The organism is Gilliamella intestini (assembly GCF_900094935.1).
GTDB lineage: Bacteria > Pseudomonadota > Gammaproteobacteria > Enterobacterales > Orbaceae > Gilliamella > Gilliamella intestini.
In genome coordinates this window covers 1-21,184 of the sequence record NZ_FMBA01000013.1, presented here as the reverse complement: position 1 = coordinate 21,184, position 21,184 = coordinate 1, and the positions used below count along the sequence as shown (strand labels likewise).

Here is a 21,184-nt window from a genome sequence, read left to right as displayed (position 1 = left end):
AAGTGTACAATTTTTTATTTTTAGTAAATTATTATTAAATATACATAAATGTAAGGAAATACGATGAAAAAATTACTGTTATTTATTGTGCTTTTAGGGCTTTGTTCTACTGCTATGGCTGATTTATCTCAAAGCTGCAAAACTTATTTTAATAAACTTGATAATTTAGTTAAGCTTGTTCCCGAAAATGAAGCAAGCAAACAGCAAATAGACAGGTTGAAGCAACAAATAGAATTACAAAAAAAGCAATTTTCCCTGATGTTAATTGAAAAGCAAGAATTTTCATGTAAAAAGGGAATTGAACTATATACACAAATGGAGCATTTATTGTTTAAAAAATAATAAATTTTTACACTAAATTTATTAAAGATTGTAACGAAAATAACAAGGTATATTGGATGCTTATCTTTCCATAGCTCCTTTTGGCGCTTTCTTTTAATTTACCCTTATTTTATTTTAATTGTGTTACGATAGGTCCAAGCAAGCTTAATCATTTTCGACCATTTTTCATTGATATTGAATTTATTTAAAAAAGAAAATAGCACCTAAAGGTTTTTTATAGATATTTTTTATTTTCTTCTTTAACAAGCTAGCCACTTAAATCAACATAAAATAACGTTATTTGATAAAAAAATAATACAAATAAAATAAATGAATGAATGAATGTGTTAAGTGATCATTATCAATTTTGTATATAGACTTTCCGTATAAAATTCTTTATCATATCTCGGCTATTTCTAGCATTAATTATCATTTTTAATGATATTTCTAATAAATTTATGATATAAGGGAAGAAAATGAAAAAGTTATTATTATCTGTTGCGCTATTAGGTTTTTCTACTATTTCTATGGCAGCGGATTTATCTGAATCATGTAAAAACTATTTTGATAAAGTTGATAGTTTAGTTAAAGCTATTCCTGAAGACTCTCTAACTAAACAACAATCAGATATGATGAAACAAAACTTAGAAACAGGTAAACAACAAGTTTCGTCAATGCCTGCAGATGCTCAAGAAGCAGCTTGTAAACAAGGTATCGAGTTACTTAAACAAGTTGAAGCAAGTTTACCTAAAAAATAAGATTTTTTGAGTATAATTTATCGTTTATTATGGCGATAATTCCATGGGGCTATTGGATGTTTATCTTTCCATAGCCCTTTTTTGTTTTGTTTAGCTATTGTTTCTAGCTTTACCATTAACTTATTATTGGCAACTCCTTTATAACGGTATGCCCAAGCATAACCATTTTCAACCATTTTTTCATTGATATTCACTTCATTTAAAAAAATAGTACCTAAACTTCGCTCATAGATATCTTTTTTACTTTCTTTAACAAAAACATTTTTAGCTGCAATGAGTGAAGCCAAATATTTTCGTGATGCATTACCATAAGCTTGCTTACTTTCTGGTGCATCGATATCAAGTAGACGAACACGGATTTTTTGTTTTTTGATAGTTAAGATATCAACTGTATCGCCATCAATTACTTTTACAACTTTACCATTGAAATCAGCATAAACTAGTGTGTTTGATAAAAAAAATAAAATAATACAAATCAATAAAGGTTTTAAACGATTCATTATAAATAAAAAAGTATAAAAATTTGTAGCATTATACATGATTATTCATGCTATAACTAAATATGGATTTAATAAAAAAGAGATGATGTCAACCTTATTTGTATTTAATAAGGCTGACAGAATGAGTAGCTTTAAATTAAAAAGCGTTGGTATCTTGGAATAGACCTACTTTTAAATCAGATGCTTGATAAATAAGCTTACCATCAACAAAAACTTCACCATCACCGATACCCATAATTAATTTGCGATTAATAACACGTTTGAAATGGATTTTATAGGTTACTTTTTTATTAGTTGGTAGTACTTGGCCAGTAAATTTTACCTCACCAACACCTAAAGCACGACCTTTACCTTTGCCGCCAATCCAACCTAAATAAAATCCCACCAATTGCCACATAGCATCAAGTCCTAAACAGCCAGGCATAACCGGATCGTTTTTAAAATGACATTTAAAAAACCATAAATCAGGATTAATATCGAGTTCTGCCTCTACAAAACCTTTGCCAAAATTACCGCCGTTTTCATTCATCTCAATAATACGATCCATCATTAACATTGAATCAGACGGTAATGGTGGTCCATCGTGACCAAATAGTTCATTATTTCCTGATTTAATTAAATCTGCTTTATCGTATGATGATTTACGTTCAAATGTCATAAAAAAACCTTTTATTTAATATAAATTAAAACATGCTTTAAAAATTGAAAGTTACCTAGCTATTTTTCTATTTTTATTTTTAATAAAATTTGGGTTTAGAGTTTATTGGTTATTGTTACTTTTTGCAATATTTTTGCCACTTACTTAGCCAACTATCTTGTTTTTTATCTTGTAATAATAATGATTGCATACGAGCATGAATTAATTGGTAAAGATTAATACCGCTTTTATCTTTGTAAGGAATGCCTGTCAGTAAATAAAGTGCATCAGCAATATGTTCAACTGTCCATACTGAAAACTTTTCTTGTTCGATTGCTTCAATCATTTCATCACTTAAACTTAAATGACGTTGATTAGTAGCTGGAATGATTACTCCTTGTTGACCTGTTAACCCTTGATGCTTACAAACAGTAAAAAATCCTTCAATTTTTTCGTTTACGCCACCAATTGATTGAACATGTCCAAACTGATCCACTGAACCAGTAACAGCTAATTGTTGATCAATTGGTTGTTGAGATAAAGCGCTAATGATTGCACAAAGTCCGGCAAGTGAAGCACTGTCACCATCAATTTCACTATAAGATTGCTCAAAAACCAAAGAAGTCGAAAAAGGTAATTGGTGATTAAACGCAAACTCAGACATGATAAAGGCTTGCATGATCATCATTCCTTTTGAATGAATGTTACCTGCTAATTCTGTTTTTCTTTCAATATCAATCAGTTCGCCATCGCCAAAATGAAGAAGGCAACTTAACCGTGTTGGTTCCCCAATTACTTTTGGATACCCAGGATATTCAATGACCGATAAGCCGTTTATTTGTCCAACAACTTGATCTTTAGTATTAATCATTATTTGATGACTAAAGATTTCATCGAGTAGCCTTTCTTTCAAATAATCTTCATGCCATGATTTTTGCTTTATAGCAGAAGTGATGGCTGATTCATCGATTAGACTATTTTGCATAAAGTGTGTAGCATTAACTAATAGCGAATTAATCCAATCTACTGAAAGAGGGAGGTAATGTTGATCACCAGTATAGCGAGTAGCTTCTTTGTAAATTTTTGCAAAAGCTAAGGTGTCAATATTAGGTAATTGTTGTTTATTAGCGATAAATTTTAAGTAATTAATCCAGTGTTCTATTTGCTCGGGTGATTTGACTGGTAATTCATTTTCAAATTCAGTATAAATAGAAGTTGAATAAAATTCAGGTTCAAGATCTTGTAATTCTGCTAAACTTAATCTATCCCCAACTAAAATGATTCGTAAATCAAGTGGCATAGGAGGAATGGACAAAGGTAAAGGATGAGATTCATCAGCTGAAACCCATTCAAACTCTTGCTTTATTACCATTTGTTTTAGTTTAGACCATAACAATGGTTGGCTAAGTAGTGAGCGAAGACCTAAAATTAAAATGCCACCATTAGCACGATGAACAAGTCCAGCTTGTAATTTTATAGGACTATTTTCAGGTTGTCTAACACAACCCAATAGTTTTTCACTATCAACAGATGATGCAAATAAACAATTGTCTTGGGCTGCAAAATTATCTTGTTTGCTCTTTGCATTGGTCAGTGTAATTTTACTTTCGCTAAAAAAATAACTATAGCCTAATGAAGGTGAAGATAAATCAGATTTAATGGCTTGTCTTAGTAAATCAAAAAAAAGCTCACTTTCAGGAGCTTTAAGCAACATAAAGCGTGGGCTATAGCATACTCTTTGGGGAGGGCATAACAGTGCTAAAGCAGAGGCCAAACGTGGTTGCCACATGAGTAAATGTTCTGATTTTTCTGAAGCTAATGATATTGAATTATTAGTTTTGTTTCTAAGTTCAGAAATATAGGATAAATCAGGCTGGATCTGTTTTGCTTTGAGTTGTGTAATTGCCAAAGTTTTTATCTTTTTGTTAACTTATTTCATTTTGAAATTATAACAAGTATCCGATGTATCGCCAACAGATTACCAAGATCTTTATGGTAGAAAATAAAAAATTTACAGAAAGATTTTTTAAAATCAGGTAAACTAAAACATAATTTATTGTTTATTTATCTTAATAATCACCATTAGCAACGACTTAATATGCTCAAAATCAAAAATACTTACTTCAAAGACTATCGTGCCTCACAAATTGTGAGTTGGGGACATTGGTTTACGTTGTTTAATATTTTTGTTGTAATTTTACTAGGTAGTCAATATTTATTCATTGCAGATTGGCCTCGTACTTTTATGGGTCGATTTTATGCAATTACCAGTGCAATCGGACATTTCAGCTATTTGACCTTTATTGCTTATTTGGTTCTTCTTTTTCCGTTAAGTTTTTTAATTCATTCATCTCGATGGCAAAGGATTATAGCAACGGTTTTTGCAACAGTAGGTCTTTCATTATTAATTATTGATATTGAAGTTTTTTCGCATTTTAGAATGCATCTTAATTTGTCTATTTGGCAATTATTTTCATCGCAAAAAGTCACTTATTTAAGTACGGTATTTATTGCTATTCCGTTTATTTTGTTGATCGAAATTTTATTTTCGGTATGGAGCTGGAAAAAATTACGTAGCTTAAGTAAACGTAAGCGCTATGCAAAGCCTGTAGTAATTCTTTTTATTCTTTGTTTCGTTGCCTCACATTTGATTCATATCTGGGCTGATGCTAATTTTTATCGACCAATTACTATGCAGCGTTCAAGTCTTCCTCTTTCTTACCCTTTAACTGCTCGTCATTTTCTTGAGCGTTATGGCTTTATTAAAGAAAATGGTTATCGTGATCGTATTGCTCAAGAAGGAAATCCTTTTGCGATGGCAATTGAATATCCGTTGGGAAGTATTGTTTATGATCAGAAGCCAATAAAAAATAATGTGTTAATGATTGTTATTGAAGGGTGGAATACAAATTTATTAACTAAACATATGCCGTGGTTAAATGAGTTTTCTCAAGATAATATTTTCTTTACTAATCATTATGGTGCAAGTAATCAGTCCTATTTAAATGACTTTTCATTGTTTTATGGGTTAGATCCTAATTATTATAATAGTATTCTTGTTGGACATAAACCGTCCGTATTGCTTGATGTCGTTACAAAACAACACTACAACTTAGGTCTATTTTCGGAAAATGGTTTTGCTGAACCTTTATATCGTTCAGCTTTGTTATCTAATTTTTCAATACCACAACCTAAAAAACAATCTAATAAACAAATAACAGAAAACTGGAGGGCTTGGCATGAAGAACAAAATAGTCTTGCTAATCATGCACCTTTGTTTTCTATAATCCAGTATTCATTGGGAAGCAAAAATAAAAAAAACACGATATCTGATCTTCAATCTGAAGCTAAAAAGTTAGATCAATATATCGAATCATTAATTGCATATTTAAGATTATCTAATGCCTATGATGATACGATTATTGTTATTACTGGTTCGAATGATATTAAAATTGACGAGGTGAAAAAAGTAGCATCACGCAATACAAGTAGCAATTTTAAGAGAGAATCATTAAAAGTACCATTGATTATATCATGGCCAAATAAAGGAAGTGCCGAAATAACAGAAGCAACTTCGCAAACTGATATTATGCTTACATTAATGCAAGACGCATTTTATGTTACTACGCCACCTCAACAATACAGTCAAGGTAAAAACTTATTTACACGAAAGCCTAGACAATGGCTAGTCGCTGGTGATGAAAATACTATAGCTGCACTTTATGATGATAAAACGGTTGTTTTAGATGCTTTTGGTCGTTCTAAAATTTATGATATTAATGGTAAATTGCAAAAAGGAGAAAAAATTAGCTTACCAATCTTTTTGCAAATTGTCACTGAAAATCGCCGTTTTATGGTTGTGGATAATTGATTTAACTTTTGAATAGAATAATAAAGGTGAAGATTACTTCACCTCTTTGCCCATTGCTTGTAAATCAGCATGATAAGATGAACGTACAAATGGCCCACAAGCTGCATGAGTGAATCCCATATTTAATGCCGTTTGCTTTAATTCTTCAAATTCTTGTGGTGAAACATAACGTTCAACGGGTAAATGATATTTACTTGGTTGTAAATATTGACCAAGCGTCAACATAGTAACACCATGACTACGTAAATCTTTTAACACTTGAATTAATTCCTGATTTGTTTCGCCAAGTCCTACCATTAACCCAGATTTTGTAGGAATTTCAGGATATCGTTCTTTAAATGCTGCCAGTAATTTAAGTGATCCTTCATAGTTAGCGCCAGGGCGGATTTTCTTATATAAGCGAGGTATATTTTCTAAATTATGATTAAATACATCAGGTGGGTTATCACTTAAGACATCAATTGCTTCATCAATACAACCACGAAAATCCGGTGTTAATGTTTCAACCTTTATATTTGGGTTTAATGCTCTGATTTCTCGAGTACAATTAGCAAAATGGCTAGCTCCACCATCTTTTAAATCATCCCTATCAACTGAGGTAATAACAACATAGCGTAATTTCATTTCTTGAATGATTTGCGCAAGCTTAGTGGGTTCTTTACTATCTGGTGGCAATGGTCTGCCATGAGCTACATCACAAAACGGGCAACGGCGGGTACAAATGTCGCCCAAAATCATAAAAGTAGCTGTGCCATGATTAAAACATTCAGCTAAATTAGGGCAAGAAGCTTCTTCACAGACTGAATGTAATCCATGTTTGCGCATGGTACTTTTAATATGCGCAATATTATCAGAGTGAGCAGATAATTTAATTCTCATCCATTCAGGTTTTTTTAGTGGTGCTACATCTTCTAATGTTACAGTTGGAATTAAGCGTGTCTTGTCAGCATCACGATATTTCGAACTTCTGATTATTGTTTCATTATTTTGCATAATTGGTATCTTATCTTTGAGGTAACTGCTTAATAAAATTATTAGTTAATAGTTGTTTTATCTCTTTATGATTAATTTGATAGACATATTCTTTTAGTTGCGTCATTTGTAATCCGGCGTAGCCACAAGGGTTAATGTTATTGAAAGGGGAAAGATCCATATCGATATTGAATGCAAGTCCATGTAAAGTGCATCCACGACTGATATGCAAACCAAGTGAACAAATTTTCTTTTCGTTAATATATACTCCCGGTGCATCAGACTTTGCATGAGCTATAATACCATAATGGAGCAATGTTTGAATGACACTGTTTTCTAAATAATTAACTACATCTCGGATACCTATCTTAAGTCTTTTTAAATCAAATAAAATATACATGATTTGTTGGCCTGGAGCATGGTAAGTAATTTGACCACCGCGATCGGTCTGAATAACAGGGATATTTGTCTGATTTAATAAATGTTCTGCTTTACCAACTTTACCTTGGGTAAATACGGGTTCATGTTCGACTAACCAGATTTCATCAAGAGAATGCTCATTACGTTGTTTTGTAAAGTTATGCATAGCTTGATAGGTATACACATATGGTTTAATTTTTAAGTCTTTGATTATGACATTATTAATGATCATAGTTTTTTCTGTTATCTTCAAGTAGTATTATCGCAATTTTTACGAGTATATAACAGATTTTATAATAAATTGACAACCTGTAGTTATTATTAGAATAGCTATTAGGAATAACATTTATATTTATCATTAGGTAAAATTTACTTATTTATCATATAAATAATATTAGTTTTATTACTAATATTGAAATAGTTGATTAATTTGATAGGAATTAACATTCTTTTCGAACTGGCAGTTTGCTTTACTTTTTTTATTTAAATGGCAGACTGATATTAATGAAGCTCCGTAATGCAGAGTTTAAGCTTTTTTTGTTACGTTTTTTAATGTAATTAAGAATAGCAAATAATGCATTTTTCTAAACAAAAAAGAGGTTTTTATATGTCGGACATGCAAATGAATGATGTCGATCCCATTGAAACACAAGATTGGCTCAAAAGTGTTGAGTCTATTATTCGAGAAGAAGGAATCGAACGTGCACAATATATTATTGAACAAATAGTTAATAAGGCGAGAGATGGGGGTGTTCCAGTACTGTTTGGATCTTCAACAAGTAATTATGTCAATACAATTCCAGTAGAAGAACAACCTACATATCCTGGCGATTGGGAAATAGAAAGACGTATTCGTTCAATTGTCCGTTGGAATGCAATTATGATGGTGTTACGAGCTTCAAAGAAAGATTTAGAGCTTGGTGGTCATATGGCATCGTTCCAATCTGCAGCTACTTTTTATGAAGTCTGTTTTAACCACTTTTTCCGTGCTCGTAATGAAAAAGATGGCGGTGATTTAATTTACTTCCAAGGACATATCTCACCTGGTATTTACTCTCGAGCCTTTATTGAAGGACGTTTAACCGAAGAGCAGTTAGATAATTTTCGTCAAGAAGTTCATGGTAAAGGTTTACCATCATATCCTCATCCTAAATTACTTCCAGAATTCTGGCAATTCCCAACAGTATCAATGGGACTTGGTCCTATTAGTGCAATTTACCAAGCACGTTTTTTAAAATATTTAGAAAATCGTGGGTTGAAAGATACTTCTGAACAAACTGTCTATGCTTTCTTAGGTGACGGTGAGATGGATGAACCAGAATCAAAAGGGGCAATCACCGTTGCAACACGTGAAAAACTTGATAATTTAGTTTTTGTTATCAACTGTAATTTACAACGATTAGATGGTCCAGTAACGGGTAATGGTAAAATCATAAATGAATTAGAAGGTGTATTTGGTGGTGCCGGCTGGAATGTCATTAAAGTTCTTTGGGGTGATCGCTGGGATAAATTATTACAAAAAGATAAATCTGGTAAATTAATTCGCCTGATGAATGAAACGCTAGATGGCGATTATCAAACCTTAAAATCTAAAGACGGCGCTTATGTGCGTGAGCATTTCTTTGGTAAATATCCAGAAACCGCTGAATTAGTTAAAGATATGTCTGATGAAGAAATCTTTAGATTAAACCGTGGTGGTCAAGATCCTGCTAAAATGTTTGCTGCATTCCAACGAGCAAAAGAAACTAAAGATCGCCCAACCGTTATTTTAGCTCACACCATTAAAGGTTATGGTATGGGTGAAGCTGCTGAAGCGAAAAACATTGCACACCAAGTGAAAAAAATGAATATGGATGGCGTGCGTCATGTTCGTGATTTCTTCAATATTCCAGTAACAGATGAAGCACTTGAAAAATTACCATACATTAAATTTGAAGAACATACTCCAGAATACAAGTATATCCATGAACGTCGTAATGCATTACATGGTTATGTTCCATCGCGATTAACTAAGTTCTCTGGTACTGTTTCTATTCCAGCACTAAGTGAATTCTCTTCATTACTTGAAGCTCAATCAAAAGAAATATCAACCACAATTGCGTTTGTCCGAGCACTTAACATTATGCTGAAGGATAAAGAATTAGCACCACGATTAGTGCCAATTTTGGCTGATGAAGCTCGTACTTTTGGTATGGAAGGTTTGTTCCGTCAAATTGGGATTTATAACCCACACGGTCAACAATATACACCGCAAGATAAAGAACAAGTTGCTTATTACCGTGAAGATGAAAAAGGTCAAATTCTCCAAGAAGGAATTAATGAATGTGGTGCAACCGCTTCATGGTTAGCGGCTGCAACCTCCTATAGTACCAATGATTTCCCAATGATTCCATTCTATATTTACTATTCTATGTTTGGTTTCCAACGCATTGGCGATTTAATGTGGGCAGCAGGTGATCAGCAAGCACGTGGATTTATGATTGGCGGGACTTCTGGTCGTACCACACTAAATGGTGAAGGTTTACAACATCAAGATGGTCATAGCCATATTCAATCATTAACTATGCCTAATTGTATCTCATACGATCCGGCTTATGCTTATGAAGTTGCGGTTATTATGCAAGATGGTTTACGTCGTATGTATGGCGAACAAGAAAATGTTTATTACTACATTACAACACTTAACGAAAACTATGCACAACCTGCAATGCCAGAAGGTGCAGAAGAAGGTATTCGACGTGGTATTTATAAACTAGATACCGTTGAAGGTCAAAAAGGCAAACCAACAGTACAGTTATTAGGTTCTGGTTCAATTTTGCGCCATGTGCGTGAAGCGGCTGATATTTTAGCGAAAAACTATGGTATTAGCTCTGAAGTTTATAGTGTAACATCCTTTACTGAACTGGCTCGTGATGGGCAAGATTGTGAACGATACAATATGTTACATCCAAGTGAAACACCTAAAGTGCCTTATGTTGCACAAATTATGAATAACAACCCAGCGGTGGTTTCAACTGATTATATGAAAATTTTTGCTGAGCAAATTCGCGGATTTGTACCTGCTGAAAGTTATCGAGTGCTTGGCACAGACGGCTTTGGTCGCAGTGATAGCCGTGAAAATTTACGTCATCATTTTGAAGTCGATGCATCTTATGTTGTGGTTGCAGCATTGGGTGAACTTGCTAAACGTGGCGATATTGAAGTTAGCGTTGTTGAAGATGCGATCAAAAAATTCGAAATCAATGCCGATAAACTTAATCCACGAATTGCATAAGAGGTTATTATAATGAGTATTCAAATCAAATTACCTGATATCGGTGGTGACGAAGTAGAAGTAACCGAAATTCTGGTTAAAATAGGCGATAAAGTTGAAGCTGATCAGTCAATTATGACAGTTGAAGGTGATAAAGCATCAATGGAAATCCCTGCACCACAGGCTGGTATTGTTAAATCTATTTCTGTAAAAATTGGCGATAAAGTCAAAACAGGCGTTGACATTATGGTCTTTGATGGGCAAGGTGGCGAAACTGCTGCTCCAGCTCCAGCTCCAGCTCCAGCTACAGCACAAGAAGCACCAAAAGTTGAAGTAACGCCAACTGCAACTAGCCAAATTGTAGATGTAAAAGTTCCAGATATTGGTGGTGATGAAGTCGAAGTAACGGAAATTTTGGTAAAAGTAGGTGATACTATATCTGTTGATGATTCATTAATTACCGTTGAAGGTGATAAAGCGTCAATGGAAGTACCAGCAACTATTGCAGGTACAGTTAAAAGCATCACGATAAAAGTAGGTGATAAAGTGAAAACAGGTTCCAAAATCATGGAATTTGAAACCACATCTAGTGCAGCGCCAGCTACCCAAACAGTGCCAGCAGCTTCAGCACCTATTGCTGAAAAAGCAGCAACTGCACCTACACCAGCACCTGCTGTCGCAAAATCAGCGCCAGTATCATCGAGCAATGAATTTGTTGAAAATGATGCTTATGCACACGCAACACCTTCAGTACGCCGTTTAGCGCGTGAATTTGGCGTAAATCTAGCAAAAGTTACTGCTACAGGCCCTAAAAACCGTATTTTACGTGAAGACATTCAAACTTACGTTAAAAATGCAGTTAAGCAAGTTGAAAGTGGTGCGGCAGGTGGCGCATTGCCAGGTTTATTACCATGGCCGAAAGTTGATTTTAGTAAATTTGGTGAAATTGAAAGCTTACCATTAACTAAAATTCAAAAAGTCTCAGGAGCCAATTTACACCGTAACTGGGTAATGATCCCTCATGTGACAGAATTTGATGAAACGGATATTACTGATTTAGAAGCATTCCGTAAGCAACAAAATGCAGAAGCAGATAAGAAAAAACTTGATCTTAAGATCACGCCACTTGTGTTTATCATGAAAGCGGTAGCCAGTGCATTAACAGCGTATCCACGCTTTAATAGCTCATTATCTGAAGATGCCCAAACCTTAATTATCAAAAAATACATTAATATTGGCGTTGCTGTCGATACACCAAATGGTCTTGTTGTGCCAGTATTTAAAGATGTTGATAAAAAAGGTATTGTTGAACTTTCTCGTGAGCTTGCGGCAATTTCTAAAAAGGCACGTGAAGGTAAATTGACAGGTAGCGATATGCAAGGTGGATGTTTCACTATTTCTAGCCTTGGCGGCATTGGTACAACCTCGTTTACACCAATTGTTAATGCGCCAGAAGTTGGTATTTTAGGTGTATCTCGCTCTAGCATGAAACCAGTTTGGAATGGCAAAGAGTTTACACCACGCTTAATGTTGCCTTTATCATTATCATTCGATCACCGAGTTATTGATGGTGCTGATGGGGCACGCTTCTTAAGCCATATTGTTAACGTCTTATCCGACTTACGTCGTTTAGTGATGTAATTAAGGAGATCAAATTATGAGTCAAGATGTTAAAACACAAGTTGTGGTTTTAGGAGCAGGACCAGCGGGTTATTCTGCTGCGTTCCGTGCAGCCGACCTTGGACTAGAAGTTACCCTTGTTGAACGTTATTCAACACTTGGTGGTGTTTGTTTAAATGTAGGCTGTATTCCATCAAAAGCATTACTTCATGTTGCTAAAGTAATGGATGAAGCAAAATCATTAACCGAACATGGTATCCATTTTGGTACACCTAGACTTGAATTAGACAAAGTGCGTGGTTGGAAAGAAAAAGTTATTAGTCAACTGACTAATGGACTAGCTAGTATGGCCAAAATGCGCAAAGTTAATGTTATTCAAGGTGAAGCACAGTTTACCGGTAGTCATACAATGGAGGTGACTTCATCAAAAGGAATTACTAAGATCACCTTTGATAACGCAATTATTGCAGCGGGTTCTCGTCCAATCAAGTTGCCTTTTATTCCACATGATGATCCTCGTATTTGGGATTCTACAGATGCCTTAGCCTTAACCACCATTCCTAAAAAATTATTATTAATGGGTGGTGGAATTATAGGTCTTGAAATGGGGACTGTATACCATGCACTTGGTTCAGAAGTCGATGTAGTTGAAATGTTTGATCAAGTGATTCCGGCTGCTGATAAAGATGTAATTAAAGTCTTTACTAAACAGATCCAAAAGAAATTCACTTTACGATTGGAAACTAAAGTTACTACCGTTGAAGCAAAACATGATGCAATTTATGTCACCATGGAAAAGAAAGACGGTAGCACCGAAACTCATACTTATGATGCGGTATTAGTGGCTATTGGTCGTACACCAAATGGTAAATTAATTAGTGCGGAAAAAGCAGGCGTTAATGTTACTGACCGTGGATTTATCGAAGTAGATAAACAGATGCGTACCAATGTTCCGCATATCTATGCAATTGGAGATATTGTTGGTCAACCAATGCTTGCGCACAAAGGCGTACACGAAGGCCATGTGGCAGCAGAAGTGATTGCAGGTAAAAAACACTTCTTTGATCCAAAAACCATTCCTTCTATCGCCTATACTGAACCAGAAGTTGCTTGGGTTGGCTTAACTGAAAAAGAAGCGAAAGAAAAAGGTATTGATTATGAAGTATCAATCTTCCCATGGGCAGCTTCAGGACGAGCTATCGCTTCTGATTGCTCTGAGGGGATGACAAAACTGATCTTCAATAAAGAAGATAATCGCCTATTAGGTGGTGCGATTGTTGGCGCAAATGGTGGTGAATTACTTGGTGAAATCACCTTAGCTGTCGAAATGGGTTGTGATGCCGAAGATATCGCATTAACAATTCATGCTCACCCAACATTGCATGAATCAATTGGCTTAGCCTCTGAAATTTATGAAGGCTCTGTCACTGATTTACCAAATGCTAAAGCGAAGAAGAAATAATAATAAAAAGTCATTTATATACTTAATAGAATGCCGTTAGCTCAAACTAACGGCATTTTTATTTTATTTATAAAATAATTTTTGTCAAAAAGTTTCAGGAGTGTACTACGTTTATGTAGAAAACAAATAAAAATCAATTAATTAAATTCATACCCCTGATAAATCTCAAGTTATGTATTTTGAGTGAATTATTTTAAGCATATGAAATGTAAAAACTTGATGTTTTCTAGCAGGAACAAAAACAGCGAAAATTGTTCATACAAAGATTTATCGCTATCTTTGGGATGGTAATGTTTTATTGCATGAATGGCATTATCAGCGTGCACGGCGTCCTAAGGTTATTACTGACGAGCTGGGAATGCTTATGTTGGACCGACCCGAACCGGTCGAAAACCTAACCACTTGGGTTTATGAAGAAGGAAGTTTAGTACCCACCGCAAAGCTATGCGAAGGCAAGTCCTACTCGATTGTATCGGACTATTTGGGCCGCCCCGCTCAGGCCTATGATGACAAAGGGGAACTGGTTTGGCAGGTGGAATTTGACATCTATGGCAGAATACGGGAAGATACTTTTAACAATCAGCCGTTTATTCCGTTCAGGCAATTAGGGCAGTATGAGGATGTTGAAACGGGGCTTTATTATAATCGGTTTCGATATTATAATCCTGAAACCGGCTTATATATTAGCCAAGATCCGATAGGACTAGCAGGTAATAACCCGAATTTTTATGCGTATGTGCATGATTCGAATACGATGGTTGATGTGTTCGGGTTGGAAAATTGTGGTAAAGTACATAAGGATTTTAAATCTGGAGCATCTTTTTTAATGACTGGAAATGCCTACAATGATTTTGTTAAAGGACAGGCTAAGGTTGGTCGTCCTGATGGACAATTTGTTGCTCCAACGAATCAAATAAATGATTTATTGAAAAAGGCAAATGGTGATATTTCAGTTATTGAAAAAGGATTAGGTATCCCTTCTGGTGGATGGCAAGGTAAAGGAGGATTGTATAAAATAGATATACCTAAACCATTAGAACATAATTTAAGATTACCAACTTCTGATTTATCAGGAGCTAATGAATTATTTATACCAGGAGGTACAACCTCTGGAGGAATAGCAGAAGCAGTGATAGATCAAGTGCCAATAAGTCAAGTAATAATTACAAAAATATTATAAAAATGTTTATGAGAAAAGACGTTAATGAATTATTTGCTAAAGCCGTTCAGAAAAATGAAATATTTGATTATTTGACAGGTCAAAACGGATATGAAATTAGATTGAATGAAGCCTATATGCCTACAGATACTATAACGGCTTCTTTTTTAATAAAAAAATATTTAGAAAGTAATCCTAGTTTTAATAGCCATATAATTAATGAGCAATTTTTAGAAATAGCTAAAAGTAGTGAATGGTGCTGGTTAATATTATATTATATAAGCGCTTTTAAATACAATCAATTAGACTTTGTTGAATTTTCTGATTATTATAAATATATAAAAATAAATAAAGATGCATTAGAAAAAAATTCTGGATGGATATGTTTTAATTTCGGCAGAAAATGTCCCAATTTATGGGAAGTTGTTAAATATAAAAATAAGACGTTAATAGAAGAAGGATATAAGCTACCAAAATTAGAATAATTAAACCCCAGATCCAACCTTAAAAAGTTGTCTTTATTCATTAAATTTATTTGGTTATTCTAAATAAGTAAGTAGTATAGAGAAAGCTTGAAGATACCGAAACAGTCTTGTATAGCAATCGTTTCAGGTACTATGGTTCATACATTAGCCAAGACCCCATAAAACTGGCAGGTAATAACCCGAATTTTTATGCGTATGTGCATGATAGCAATGTTTGGGTGGATCCGTTTGGGTTGGATTTACATCATATTATACCCAATCAGATATTTAAGGAGTTTAGAAAAAATTTCAAAAATGTTAGTGGTTATATACAAAATGTATCTAAAAAAGCAGTGGATGTTAGTAACTTAATTGACTTACCAAAACCATTTCATGGAAATCATCCCGCATATAGTGATTATGTTAGAAAAAAGGTACAACAATTAGTAGATACTGGAAAGTTAGACTTACAAAATATCAAAAAACTACAGGATCATCTGATAGATAAAATAAAAAAAGCTAAAATAAGCGGGAAAAAATTAAATGATTTTTTTAAAGGTGGGTGCAAATAATATAGAGAAAAAAATGAGATATAAAAAATTAGATGTTTCTTATGATCCAGTAATTACTAGAATTAATAACGGTGGAGCACAATTAGAATTAAAAGAAAATAAATCTTTCATCTCTAAAGAGGAAAAAAATAAATTTAACAAATATATTGATGAGAATTTAAATAATAGAGATAGAGTTTTTTTAAAAACTTTCAAATCTATTAATGAGGAACAAATATCTTCAATAAAATATTATCCAACGCGAAAAAAAATAAAAAGAACAGATTTTATAAGCTATTTGCCTTATGAGTTAGGATTAAATTATATAATTTCGGAAAAGGCTTACGATATAATTAAAACGTATAGGATCCCATTATTGTTAAATAAAATTAATATAGATATTGAAGGGTGGGAAAATGATAAATTTTATTTGATAGGTTTCCCGATGATTCCTGATACCGAAATAGATTTAGAGAAATCCATTTTTTATGACACACAAAGAAATGAAAAAGTTAAGTTTAAAAGTTATCAAGATTATAATGAGATAAATTTTAATCTAGTAGCATTGAATCTATTTCTACTTAATAAATATCATTATGATATTATTAATATACAAGGAAAAGGTATGTTTTTTTCAGAAGAACTAATTTATGCATTAAAAGAAAATAATATTATTGGTTTTGAAATTGGAGAAATTATTTTAGAAAATTAGATACATTAGTAATTTGATTCGGCGCCCCAACGACGTTCTAAATTTTGTGTATTTGCTAAGTAAAGTTGACGGTTGATTCTATCTCCAAATTCTGAGGATGTAGAAACGGGGCTTTATTATAATCGGTTTCGATTTTACGACAGTAATACAGGAACTTATATAAGCCAAGACCCTATCGGGCTAGCAGGTAATAACCCGAATTTTTATGCGTATGTGCATGATAGCAATACTTGGGTTGATCCGTCTGGGTTGGATGTTATAGCTAATAAAGCATCAGGAAATGCAAGAGAGGCAATAGCTAAGAAATATTTACAAAATAAATATCCCAATGCAACTATTTTATCAGAAAGATATATAAGAGATGCCAATGGAAAAAGTGTTAGAGATATAAATAATTCAAGAAGAAGACTGGATTTTATTGTAGTTGAAGACGGCAAAGTAAAAGGAATTTTTGAAGTTACAAGCCCAACAGCAGATAAAACAACACAAATGTTAAAAGAAGCAGAAATTAGAGCTAATGGGGGAACCCATGTAAAAGAACCAGGAAGAAAAGGTAAAATGTATGATATCTCAGAAGTTGAAACCAAAAGAATAGATGTTGATTTAGAAACAGGAAAAGTTAAATGTCATTAAGTTCAAGGAAATTATGGACAAAAATCGTATAATAGAAAAATTAAGTTGGATAACTCAATCTCAATTGGCTCCACAGCCTATAACTCAAGAATACAAAGAAAGACAATATCGTTTTTTTGAAAACTACGTACACTTTCTACAAGACAATGGATTTATTACGAAGGAGATTTTAAGAAAAGGGGAAAAAGCAAATGATGATTCTCAAATAACGGTTGGAGATTTGACAGAAGAGGGATTGAAATTTTATATATTTGGAATTAGAAAATGGAGAGAAAAATATGACAAAGCAAAAGATAAGGATAAAGCCATTAATGACTTTGCATTTATTGAGAAGAAATTAAAAGAGTTTAGAGAAAAACAAAATCAAAGCCAACTTTAAAAGTTGGCTTGTTATTATTAATATAAGTTCAGGCAACTGGGGCAGTATGAGGATGTAGAAACGGGGCTTTATTATAATCGGTTCCGTTATTATAATCCTGAAACCGGCTTATATATTAGCCAAGATCCGATAGGGCTAGCAGGTAATAACCCGAATTTTTATGCGTATGTGCATGATAGTAATGCTTGGGTAGATCCGTTTGGTCTTGCTCCTACTAATCCCATAGATAGAGCCTTTCTTAAAGAATTATTAGGTAGTAATGCAAAGAATGGAGGAGTATATATGTTCAGAACAATTGATGTTCGAGACGGTGTTGAAAAATGGTATGTCGGCAAAGCTAACAATTTATATAGTAGACTGCGAACCCATTTAGGAACAGGTAAATTAGATCCTGCAAAACTTAGTACATTGAATGTTGTAGTCCTTCCACATGGAGTAGAAACAGATTTCTTTAAAGCCGAAGCAAATATAATGAAGCGATTTGAAGATGCAGGAGAAAATCTTGCAAATAAAATAAATAGTCCCGGTTGCAAATAATAATGAATTATGGAAGAACATATTTTTAATAAGAACTACTTCGGTAGAAGTTATACATTTATACAAGTAAATACAGAACAAAAATTTGATATAAATTATATAAGAAATAATAGTATAGATGGAATTGTAATTACAACAGATGATAGGAATAAAAAAATACACGATATAAAAATGATTTCTAATTTTAAAGAATTGAGAGGTTTAAACCTCAATTCATATTGTTATGGAAGACTTACAGATCTATCTGATTTTAAAAAATTAGAATACTTGAATTTTTTAGGAAAGACAGACAGCGAAATCCCTTTTTCTTCTTTAGAATCGTTATGGTGTGTTTACTTAAACTATGATAAAAAAAGTTGTAAATCAGTTTTTGATTGTAAAAATTTAGAATATATTTTCATTGATAACTATACGAGTACTTCTTCAAAAGATTTTCAAAAATTTGAAAAAGCTAAAAGAATTGGGTTGATAAAAAGTAAAGTTGAAGAGTTTAATGCAATCAAAAACATGCCACAATTAGAACATATTGGTATAGGTTATAATCTAAAAATGGAATCTATAAAATGGTTAGAAGATAACAATTCTCTTATTTCTGTTGCATTACAAAATTGTAAAAACATAAAAGACTGGGAAAAAATAGGAAGTTTAAAAAAAATAGAAAAGTTGATAATTGAAAATTGTGGAGAATTACCCACATTAAGTTTTTTACAACGATTAACTAATATAAAAGAGATTAGAATTATAGGTACAACAAGTGTCAAAGACGGTAAAATAAAAGAGATAATGAAAATACCTCAATTAAATTATTTATTTATTCCTGTAAAAAAAGGATATGATATTACAATACAAGATTTGACCACTTTTAATAATAAATTATAAAATCAAAAACCGCTTTCTTCGAAGCGGTTTTTAAATTACGTTCCGTTCCAAAAGCAAAATAAAAAAGGAAAAATTTTTGCAATCCACAAGGGGAATGGATCCGCTTCGAATACGACGCATTAGGAAGAAGAACAGCGAAAATTGTCCACACCAAGATTTATCGCTATCTTTGGGATGGTAATGTTTTATTGCATGAATGGCATTATCAGTGTGCACGGCGTCCTAAGGTTATTACTGACGAGCTGGGAATGCTTATGTTGGACCGACCCGAACCGGTCGAAAACCTGACTACTTGGGTTTATGAGGAAGGAAGTTTAGTACCCACCGCTAAGCTCTGCGAAGGTAAGTCCTACTCGATTGTATCGGACTATTTGGGCCGCCCCGCTCAGGCCTATGATGACAAAGGGGAACTGGTTTGGCAGGTGGAGTTTGACATCTATGGCAGAATACGGGAAGATACCTTTAACAATCAGCCGTTTATTCCGTTCAGGCAATTAGGGCAGTATGAGGATGTAGAAACGGGGCTTTATTATAATCGTTTCAGGTATTACGACAGTAATACAGGAACTTATATAAGCCAAGACCCTATCGGGCTAGCAGGTAACAACCCGAATTTTTATGCGTATACGTTTGACTCTAATTCGGAAGTTGACCCGTTTGGGTTGATGGCTCAAGCAGGATCTGGTAAACCTTTTCAAGTAGGAATACATGAAGATTTAATTAAAATTAATCAAGGAATGGGATTGGATTCGCATCATGTAGGACAAAAAGCAATAATGAAAAAATTTATTCCTGGATATGATCCAATGAAAGCGCCTGCTATTCTTGTCCCTTCAATAGGGCATACAGAGAAAGGGGTTGTTGGAATAGTATCTAGAAATATTAAAGGAATTAATTCAGCAAGAGATTTATTAGCTAGAGACATTAGGGAACTTAAAAGAGTATATCCAGATATTCCAAATTCAAAGCTAAAAGAACTTATAGAGCTTAACAAGAAAATGTATCCTGAAGCGTTTAAAAAACCTGAAATAAAATGTAAATAAATATGAATGATATAAAATTTGTAGATAATATTATTAATGAAGTTATAAAAGGTAAATCTTCATATTATATAGATACCCTTAAATCTCTTAATAATAAAGAAATTAAAGACATTGACTGGTTAAAAATTAAAAAGTTATATGATAGTTTAAATAACTCTCAAAAAGAAGAGCTTAAATCTCTTATTAACTTGATAACAGTTAATACTGTTAGTAGTATTTTTTCAAAATTAGATAATATTTCATCTTTTGCTAACCAAGAAGGTTTATTTGAATTACGTTCTAATGGTAAAATTATAAATGGTGATTTACTAGACCTTTTTTGGGAGAGGTTAGAGGAAAAATAAAATAAACCAGTTAACCATTAAGATTGGTTTTGAATATAAGATAAAGAACAAGAAGGACTTTATTATAATCGGTTTCGATATTATAACCCTGAAACCGGCTTATATATTAGCCAAGACCCCATAAAACTTGAAAGAAACAACCCGAATTTTTATGCGTATGTGCATGATTCGAATACGATGGTTGATGTGTTCGGGTTGTCCTCCATATTTGTAAATCCCAATGATATTAACTTTTCACAAAGGACTGTGTCTGAAGTAAGAGTATTTGATGCGTCTAAATATACGCCGATAAATGTTATTGAAGTTGTAGTAGCTCAAACTTAATCTGACAGACACATATTACTCATCGGCCTTCATTTTAACAAAATGCGTGTCCGATGAGCAAAATAAATTCTCCAATTGCTTTTCCTTAACCAACCCCTTTGCATCATTCCATGTTTGCCATGGTGTCTTCCCATAACAATATTTTCCTGAATGCGCTCTTTCTCGATTGTAAAACTCAAGCCATTGCTCAATATCGTTTTGTATTTCACTCAATTGTGTGTAAATCTTACGTCGAAATAAAATATCATAACATTCTGTTTTCATCGTCTTATGGAATCGCTCACAAATACCGTTAGTTTGTGGGCTGTAGGCTTTGGTCTTGGTGTGTTCAATATCTTCTAGATT

At 33.4% G+C, this 21,184-nt stretch carries 20 protein-coding genes and 3 pseudogenes; 17 read left to right on the top strand and 6 right to left on the bottom strand.

The genetic code is table 11. From position 1 onward, the window contains the following. Window positions 1–63 precede the first annotated feature (63 nt). Together GA0061080_RS05005 and GA0061080_RS05000 are read left to right on the top strand one after the other, a co-directional pair. Window positions 64–342: a DUF5339 family protein gene (locus GA0061080_RS05005; protein WP_091122047.1), complete on the top strand. Its 279-nt coding sequence runs from the start codon at window positions 64–66 to the stop codon at window positions 340–342. Window positions 343–797: 455 nt separating this feature from the next. Then, the gene (locus tag GA0061080_RS05000) at window positions 798–1,079 is read left to right on the top strand and encodes a DUF5339 domain-containing protein (protein ID WP_091122043.1); all 282 of its coding nucleotides are present in this window, start codon (window positions 798–800) and stop codon (window positions 1,077–1,079) included. Window positions 1,080–1,096: 17 nt separating this feature from the next. On the opposite strand, the gene GA0061080_RS04995 is transcribed toward GA0061080_RS05000, so the two are convergent. The 3 genes from GA0061080_RS04995 to GA0061080_RS04985 form a co-directional block, all read right to left on the bottom strand. Then, window positions 1,097–1,618: a thermonuclease family protein gene (locus GA0061080_RS04995; RefSeq protein ID WP_209435741.1), complete on the bottom strand. Its 522-nt coding sequence runs from the start codon at window positions 1,616–1,618 to the stop codon at window positions 1,097–1,099. Between the two features lie 97 nt (window positions 1,619–1,715). Beyond that, window positions 1,716–2,237, bottom strand: a complete 522-nt coding sequence (gene fabA / locus GA0061080_RS04990) for a bifunctional 3-hydroxydecanoyl-ACP dehydratase/trans-2-decenoyl-ACP isomerase (RefSeq protein WP_091122039.1) — start codon at window positions 2,235–2,237, stop codon at window positions 1,716–1,718. Between the two features lie 115 nt (window positions 2,238–2,352). After that, complete coding sequence (locus GA0061080_RS04985; RefSeq protein ID WP_091122165.1) at window positions 2,353–4,005, bottom strand: AAA family ATPase; 1,653 nt, start codon at window positions 4,003–4,005, stop codon at window positions 2,353–2,355. 309 nt (window positions 4,006–4,314) lie between these two features. Between GA0061080_RS04985 and GA0061080_RS04980 the strand changes: the two genes are divergently transcribed. After that, complete coding sequence (locus tag GA0061080_RS04980; protein WP_091122035.1) at window positions 4,315–6,087, top strand: DUF3413 domain-containing protein; 1,773 nt, start codon at window positions 4,315–4,317, stop codon at window positions 6,085–6,087. 33 nt (window positions 6,088–6,120) lie between these two features. On the opposite strand, the gene lipA is transcribed toward GA0061080_RS04980, so the two are convergent. Together lipA and lipB are read right to left on the bottom strand one after the other, a co-directional pair. After that, window positions 6,121–7,080, bottom strand: coding sequence for a lipoyl synthase (gene lipA / locus GA0061080_RS04975; protein ID WP_091122032.1), 960 nt, complete (start codon window positions 7,078–7,080; stop codon window positions 6,121–6,123). 10 nt (window positions 7,081–7,090) lie between these two features. Then, window positions 7,091–7,711, bottom strand: a complete 621-nt coding sequence (lipB, locus tag GA0061080_RS04970) for a lipoyl(octanoyl) transferase LipB (RefSeq protein ID WP_091122028.1) — start codon at window positions 7,709–7,711, stop codon at window positions 7,091–7,093. A 375-nt stretch (window positions 7,712–8,086) separates the two neighbouring features. On the opposite strand from lipB, the gene aceE reads away from it, so the two are divergent. The 14 genes and pseudogenes from aceE to GA0061080_RS13100 all read left to right on the top strand — a co-directional run. After that, on the top strand, window positions 8,087–10,753 hold the full coding sequence (gene aceE / locus GA0061080_RS04965) for a pyruvate dehydrogenase (acetyl-transferring), homodimeric type (protein WP_091122161.1): 2,667 nt from the start codon (window positions 8,087–8,089) through the stop codon (window positions 10,751–10,753). Between the two features lie 12 nt (window positions 10,754–10,765). Further along, window positions 10,766–12,373 carry a pyruvate dehydrogenase complex dihydrolipoyllysine-residue acetyltransferase gene (gene aceF, locus GA0061080_RS04960; RefSeq protein ID WP_091122025.1) on the top strand — a complete coding sequence of 536 codons (1,608 nt, stop codon included), beginning with the start codon at window positions 10,766–10,768 and terminating at the stop codon, window positions 12,371–12,373. Between the two features lie 16 nt (window positions 12,374–12,389). Then, a complete protein-coding gene (gene lpdA / locus GA0061080_RS04955) occupies window positions 12,390–13,814 on the top strand; it encodes a dihydrolipoyl dehydrogenase (protein ID WP_091122021.1) in 1,425 nt (474 codons plus the stop codon). Window positions 13,815–14,178: 364 nt separating this feature from the next. Continuing rightward, the gene (locus GA0061080_RS13000; protein WP_280642391.1) at window positions 14,179–14,994 is read left to right on the top strand and encodes an RHS repeat domain-containing protein; all 816 of its coding nucleotides are present in this window, start codon (window positions 14,179–14,181) and stop codon (window positions 14,992–14,994) included. 8 nt (window positions 14,995–15,002) lie between these two features. After that, the gene (locus GA0061080_RS04945; protein ID WP_141683090.1) at window positions 15,003–15,458 is read left to right on the top strand and encodes a hypothetical protein; all 456 of its coding nucleotides are present in this window, start codon (window positions 15,003–15,005) and stop codon (window positions 15,456–15,458) included. A 107-nt stretch (window positions 15,459–15,565) separates the two neighbouring features. After that, window positions 15,566–16,009, top strand: coding sequence for an AHH domain-containing protein (locus tag GA0061080_RS04940; protein ID WP_091122011.1), 444 nt, complete (start codon window positions 15,566–15,568; stop codon window positions 16,007–16,009). After that, window positions 15,981–16,700, top strand: a complete 720-nt coding sequence (locus GA0061080_RS04935) for a hypothetical protein (protein WP_091122008.1) — start codon at window positions 15,981–15,983, stop codon at window positions 16,698–16,700. Before GA0061080_RS04940 ends, GA0061080_RS04935 begins: the two co-directional genes overlap by 29 nt. Before the next feature lie 93 nt (window positions 16,701–16,793). After that, a pseudogene (locus tag GA0061080_RS04930) lies at window positions 16,794–17,333 on the top strand (RHS repeat-associated core domain-containing protein); the annotation flags it as partial. A 13-nt stretch (window positions 17,334–17,346) separates the two neighbouring features. Further along, a complete protein-coding gene (locus tag GA0061080_RS04925; RefSeq protein ID WP_091122003.1) occupies window positions 17,347–17,712 on the top strand; it encodes a cyclopropane-fatty-acyl-phospholipid synthase in 366 nt (121 codons plus the stop codon). A gap of 27 nt (window positions 17,713–17,739) precedes the next feature. Beyond that, window positions 17,740–17,919: pseudogene (locus tag GA0061080_RS13285) on the top strand (RHS repeat-associated core domain-containing protein); the annotation flags it as partial. 339 nt (window positions 17,920–18,258) lie between these two features. Continuing rightward, window positions 18,259–19,128, top strand: coding sequence for a leucine-rich repeat domain-containing protein (locus tag GA0061080_RS04915; RefSeq protein WP_091121995.1), 870 nt, complete (start codon window positions 18,259–18,261; stop codon window positions 19,126–19,128). Window positions 19,129–19,226: 98 nt separating this feature from the next. Next, window positions 19,227–20,171 (top strand): RHS repeat-associated core domain-containing protein, encoded by a 945-nt coding sequence (locus tag GA0061080_RS04910; protein ID WP_091121992.1) that lies wholly within the window; start codon window positions 19,227–19,229, stop codon window positions 20,169–20,171. A 2-nt stretch (window positions 20,172–20,173) separates the two neighbouring features. After that, window positions 20,174–20,515 carry a hypothetical protein gene (locus GA0061080_RS04905; RefSeq protein ID WP_091121988.1) on the top strand — a complete coding sequence of 114 codons (342 nt, stop codon included), beginning with the start codon at window positions 20,174–20,176 and terminating at the stop codon, window positions 20,513–20,515. Window positions 20,516–20,572: 57 nt separating this feature from the next. Next, window positions 20,573–20,839, top strand: a pseudogene (locus tag GA0061080_RS13100) (RHS repeat-associated core domain-containing protein); the annotation flags it as partial. 15 nt (window positions 20,840–20,854) lie between these two features. Here GA0061080_RS13100 and GA0061080_RS04895 read toward each other — a convergent pair. Then, window positions 20,855–21,184 (bottom strand): integrase core domain-containing protein (locus GA0061080_RS04895; RefSeq protein ID WP_141683088.1); only part of this gene is annotated, 330 nt, incomplete at its 5' end.

Excerpts from the sequence above, each read along its gene's own strand:
- GA0061080_RS04935 (WP_091122008.1), top strand. The coding sequence starts at position 15,981 with ATGATTTTTTTAAAGGTGGGTGCAAATAATATAGAGAAAAAAATGAGA.
- GA0061080_RS05000 (WP_091122043.1), top strand. The coding sequence starts at position 798 with ATGAAAAAGTTATTATTATCTGTTGCGCTATTAGGTTTTTCTACTATT.
- GA0061080_RS13000 (WP_280642391.1), top strand. The coding sequence starts at position 14,179 with ATGTTGGACCGACCCGAACCGGTCGAAAACCTAACCACTTGGGTTTAT.
- lipB (WP_091122028.1), bottom strand. The coding sequence starts at position 7,711 with ATGATCATTAATAATGTCATAATCAAAGACTTAAAAATTAAACCATAT.
- fabA (WP_091122039.1), bottom strand. The coding sequence starts at position 2,237 with ATGACATTTGAACGTAAATCATCATACGATAAAGCAGATTTAATTAAA.
- lpdA (WP_091122021.1), top strand. The coding sequence starts at position 12,390 with ATGAGTCAAGATGTTAAAACACAAGTTGTGGTTTTAGGAGCAGGACCA.
- GA0061080_RS04980 (WP_091122035.1), top strand. The coding sequence starts at position 4,315 with ATGCTCAAAATCAAAAATACTTACTTCAAAGACTATCGTGCCTCACAA.
- aceF (WP_091122025.1), top strand. The coding sequence starts at position 10,766 with ATGAGTATTCAAATCAAATTACCTGATATCGGTGGTGACGAAGTAGAA.
- GA0061080_RS04985 (WP_091122165.1), bottom strand. The coding sequence starts at position 4,005 with ATGTGGCAACCACGTTTGGCCTCTGCTTTAGCACTGTTATGCCCTCCC.
- GA0061080_RS04925 (WP_091122003.1), top strand. The coding sequence starts at position 17,347 with ATGGACAAAAATCGTATAATAGAAAAATTAAGTTGGATAACTCAATCT.
- GA0061080_RS04915 (WP_091121995.1), top strand. The coding sequence starts at position 18,259 with ATGGAAGAACATATTTTTAATAAGAACTACTTCGGTAGAAGTTATACA.
- GA0061080_RS04945 (WP_141683090.1), top strand. The coding sequence starts at position 15,003 with ATGAGAAAAGACGTTAATGAATTATTTGCTAAAGCCGTTCAGAAAAAT.
- GA0061080_RS04905 (WP_091121988.1), top strand. The coding sequence starts at position 20,174 with ATGAATGATATAAAATTTGTAGATAATATTATTAATGAAGTTATAAAA.
- GA0061080_RS04995 (WP_209435741.1), bottom strand. The coding sequence starts at position 1,618 with ATGTATAATGCTACAAATTTTTATACTTTTTTATTTATAATGAATCGT.
- aceE (WP_091122161.1), top strand. The coding sequence starts at position 8,087 with ATGTCGGACATGCAAATGAATGATGTCGATCCCATTGAAACACAAGAT.
- lipA (WP_091122032.1), bottom strand. The coding sequence starts at position 7,080 with ATGCAAAATAATGAAACAATAATCAGAAGTTCGAAATATCGTGATGCT.
- GA0061080_RS05005 (WP_091122047.1), top strand. The coding sequence starts at position 64 with ATGAAAAAATTACTGTTATTTATTGTGCTTTTAGGGCTTTGTTCTACT.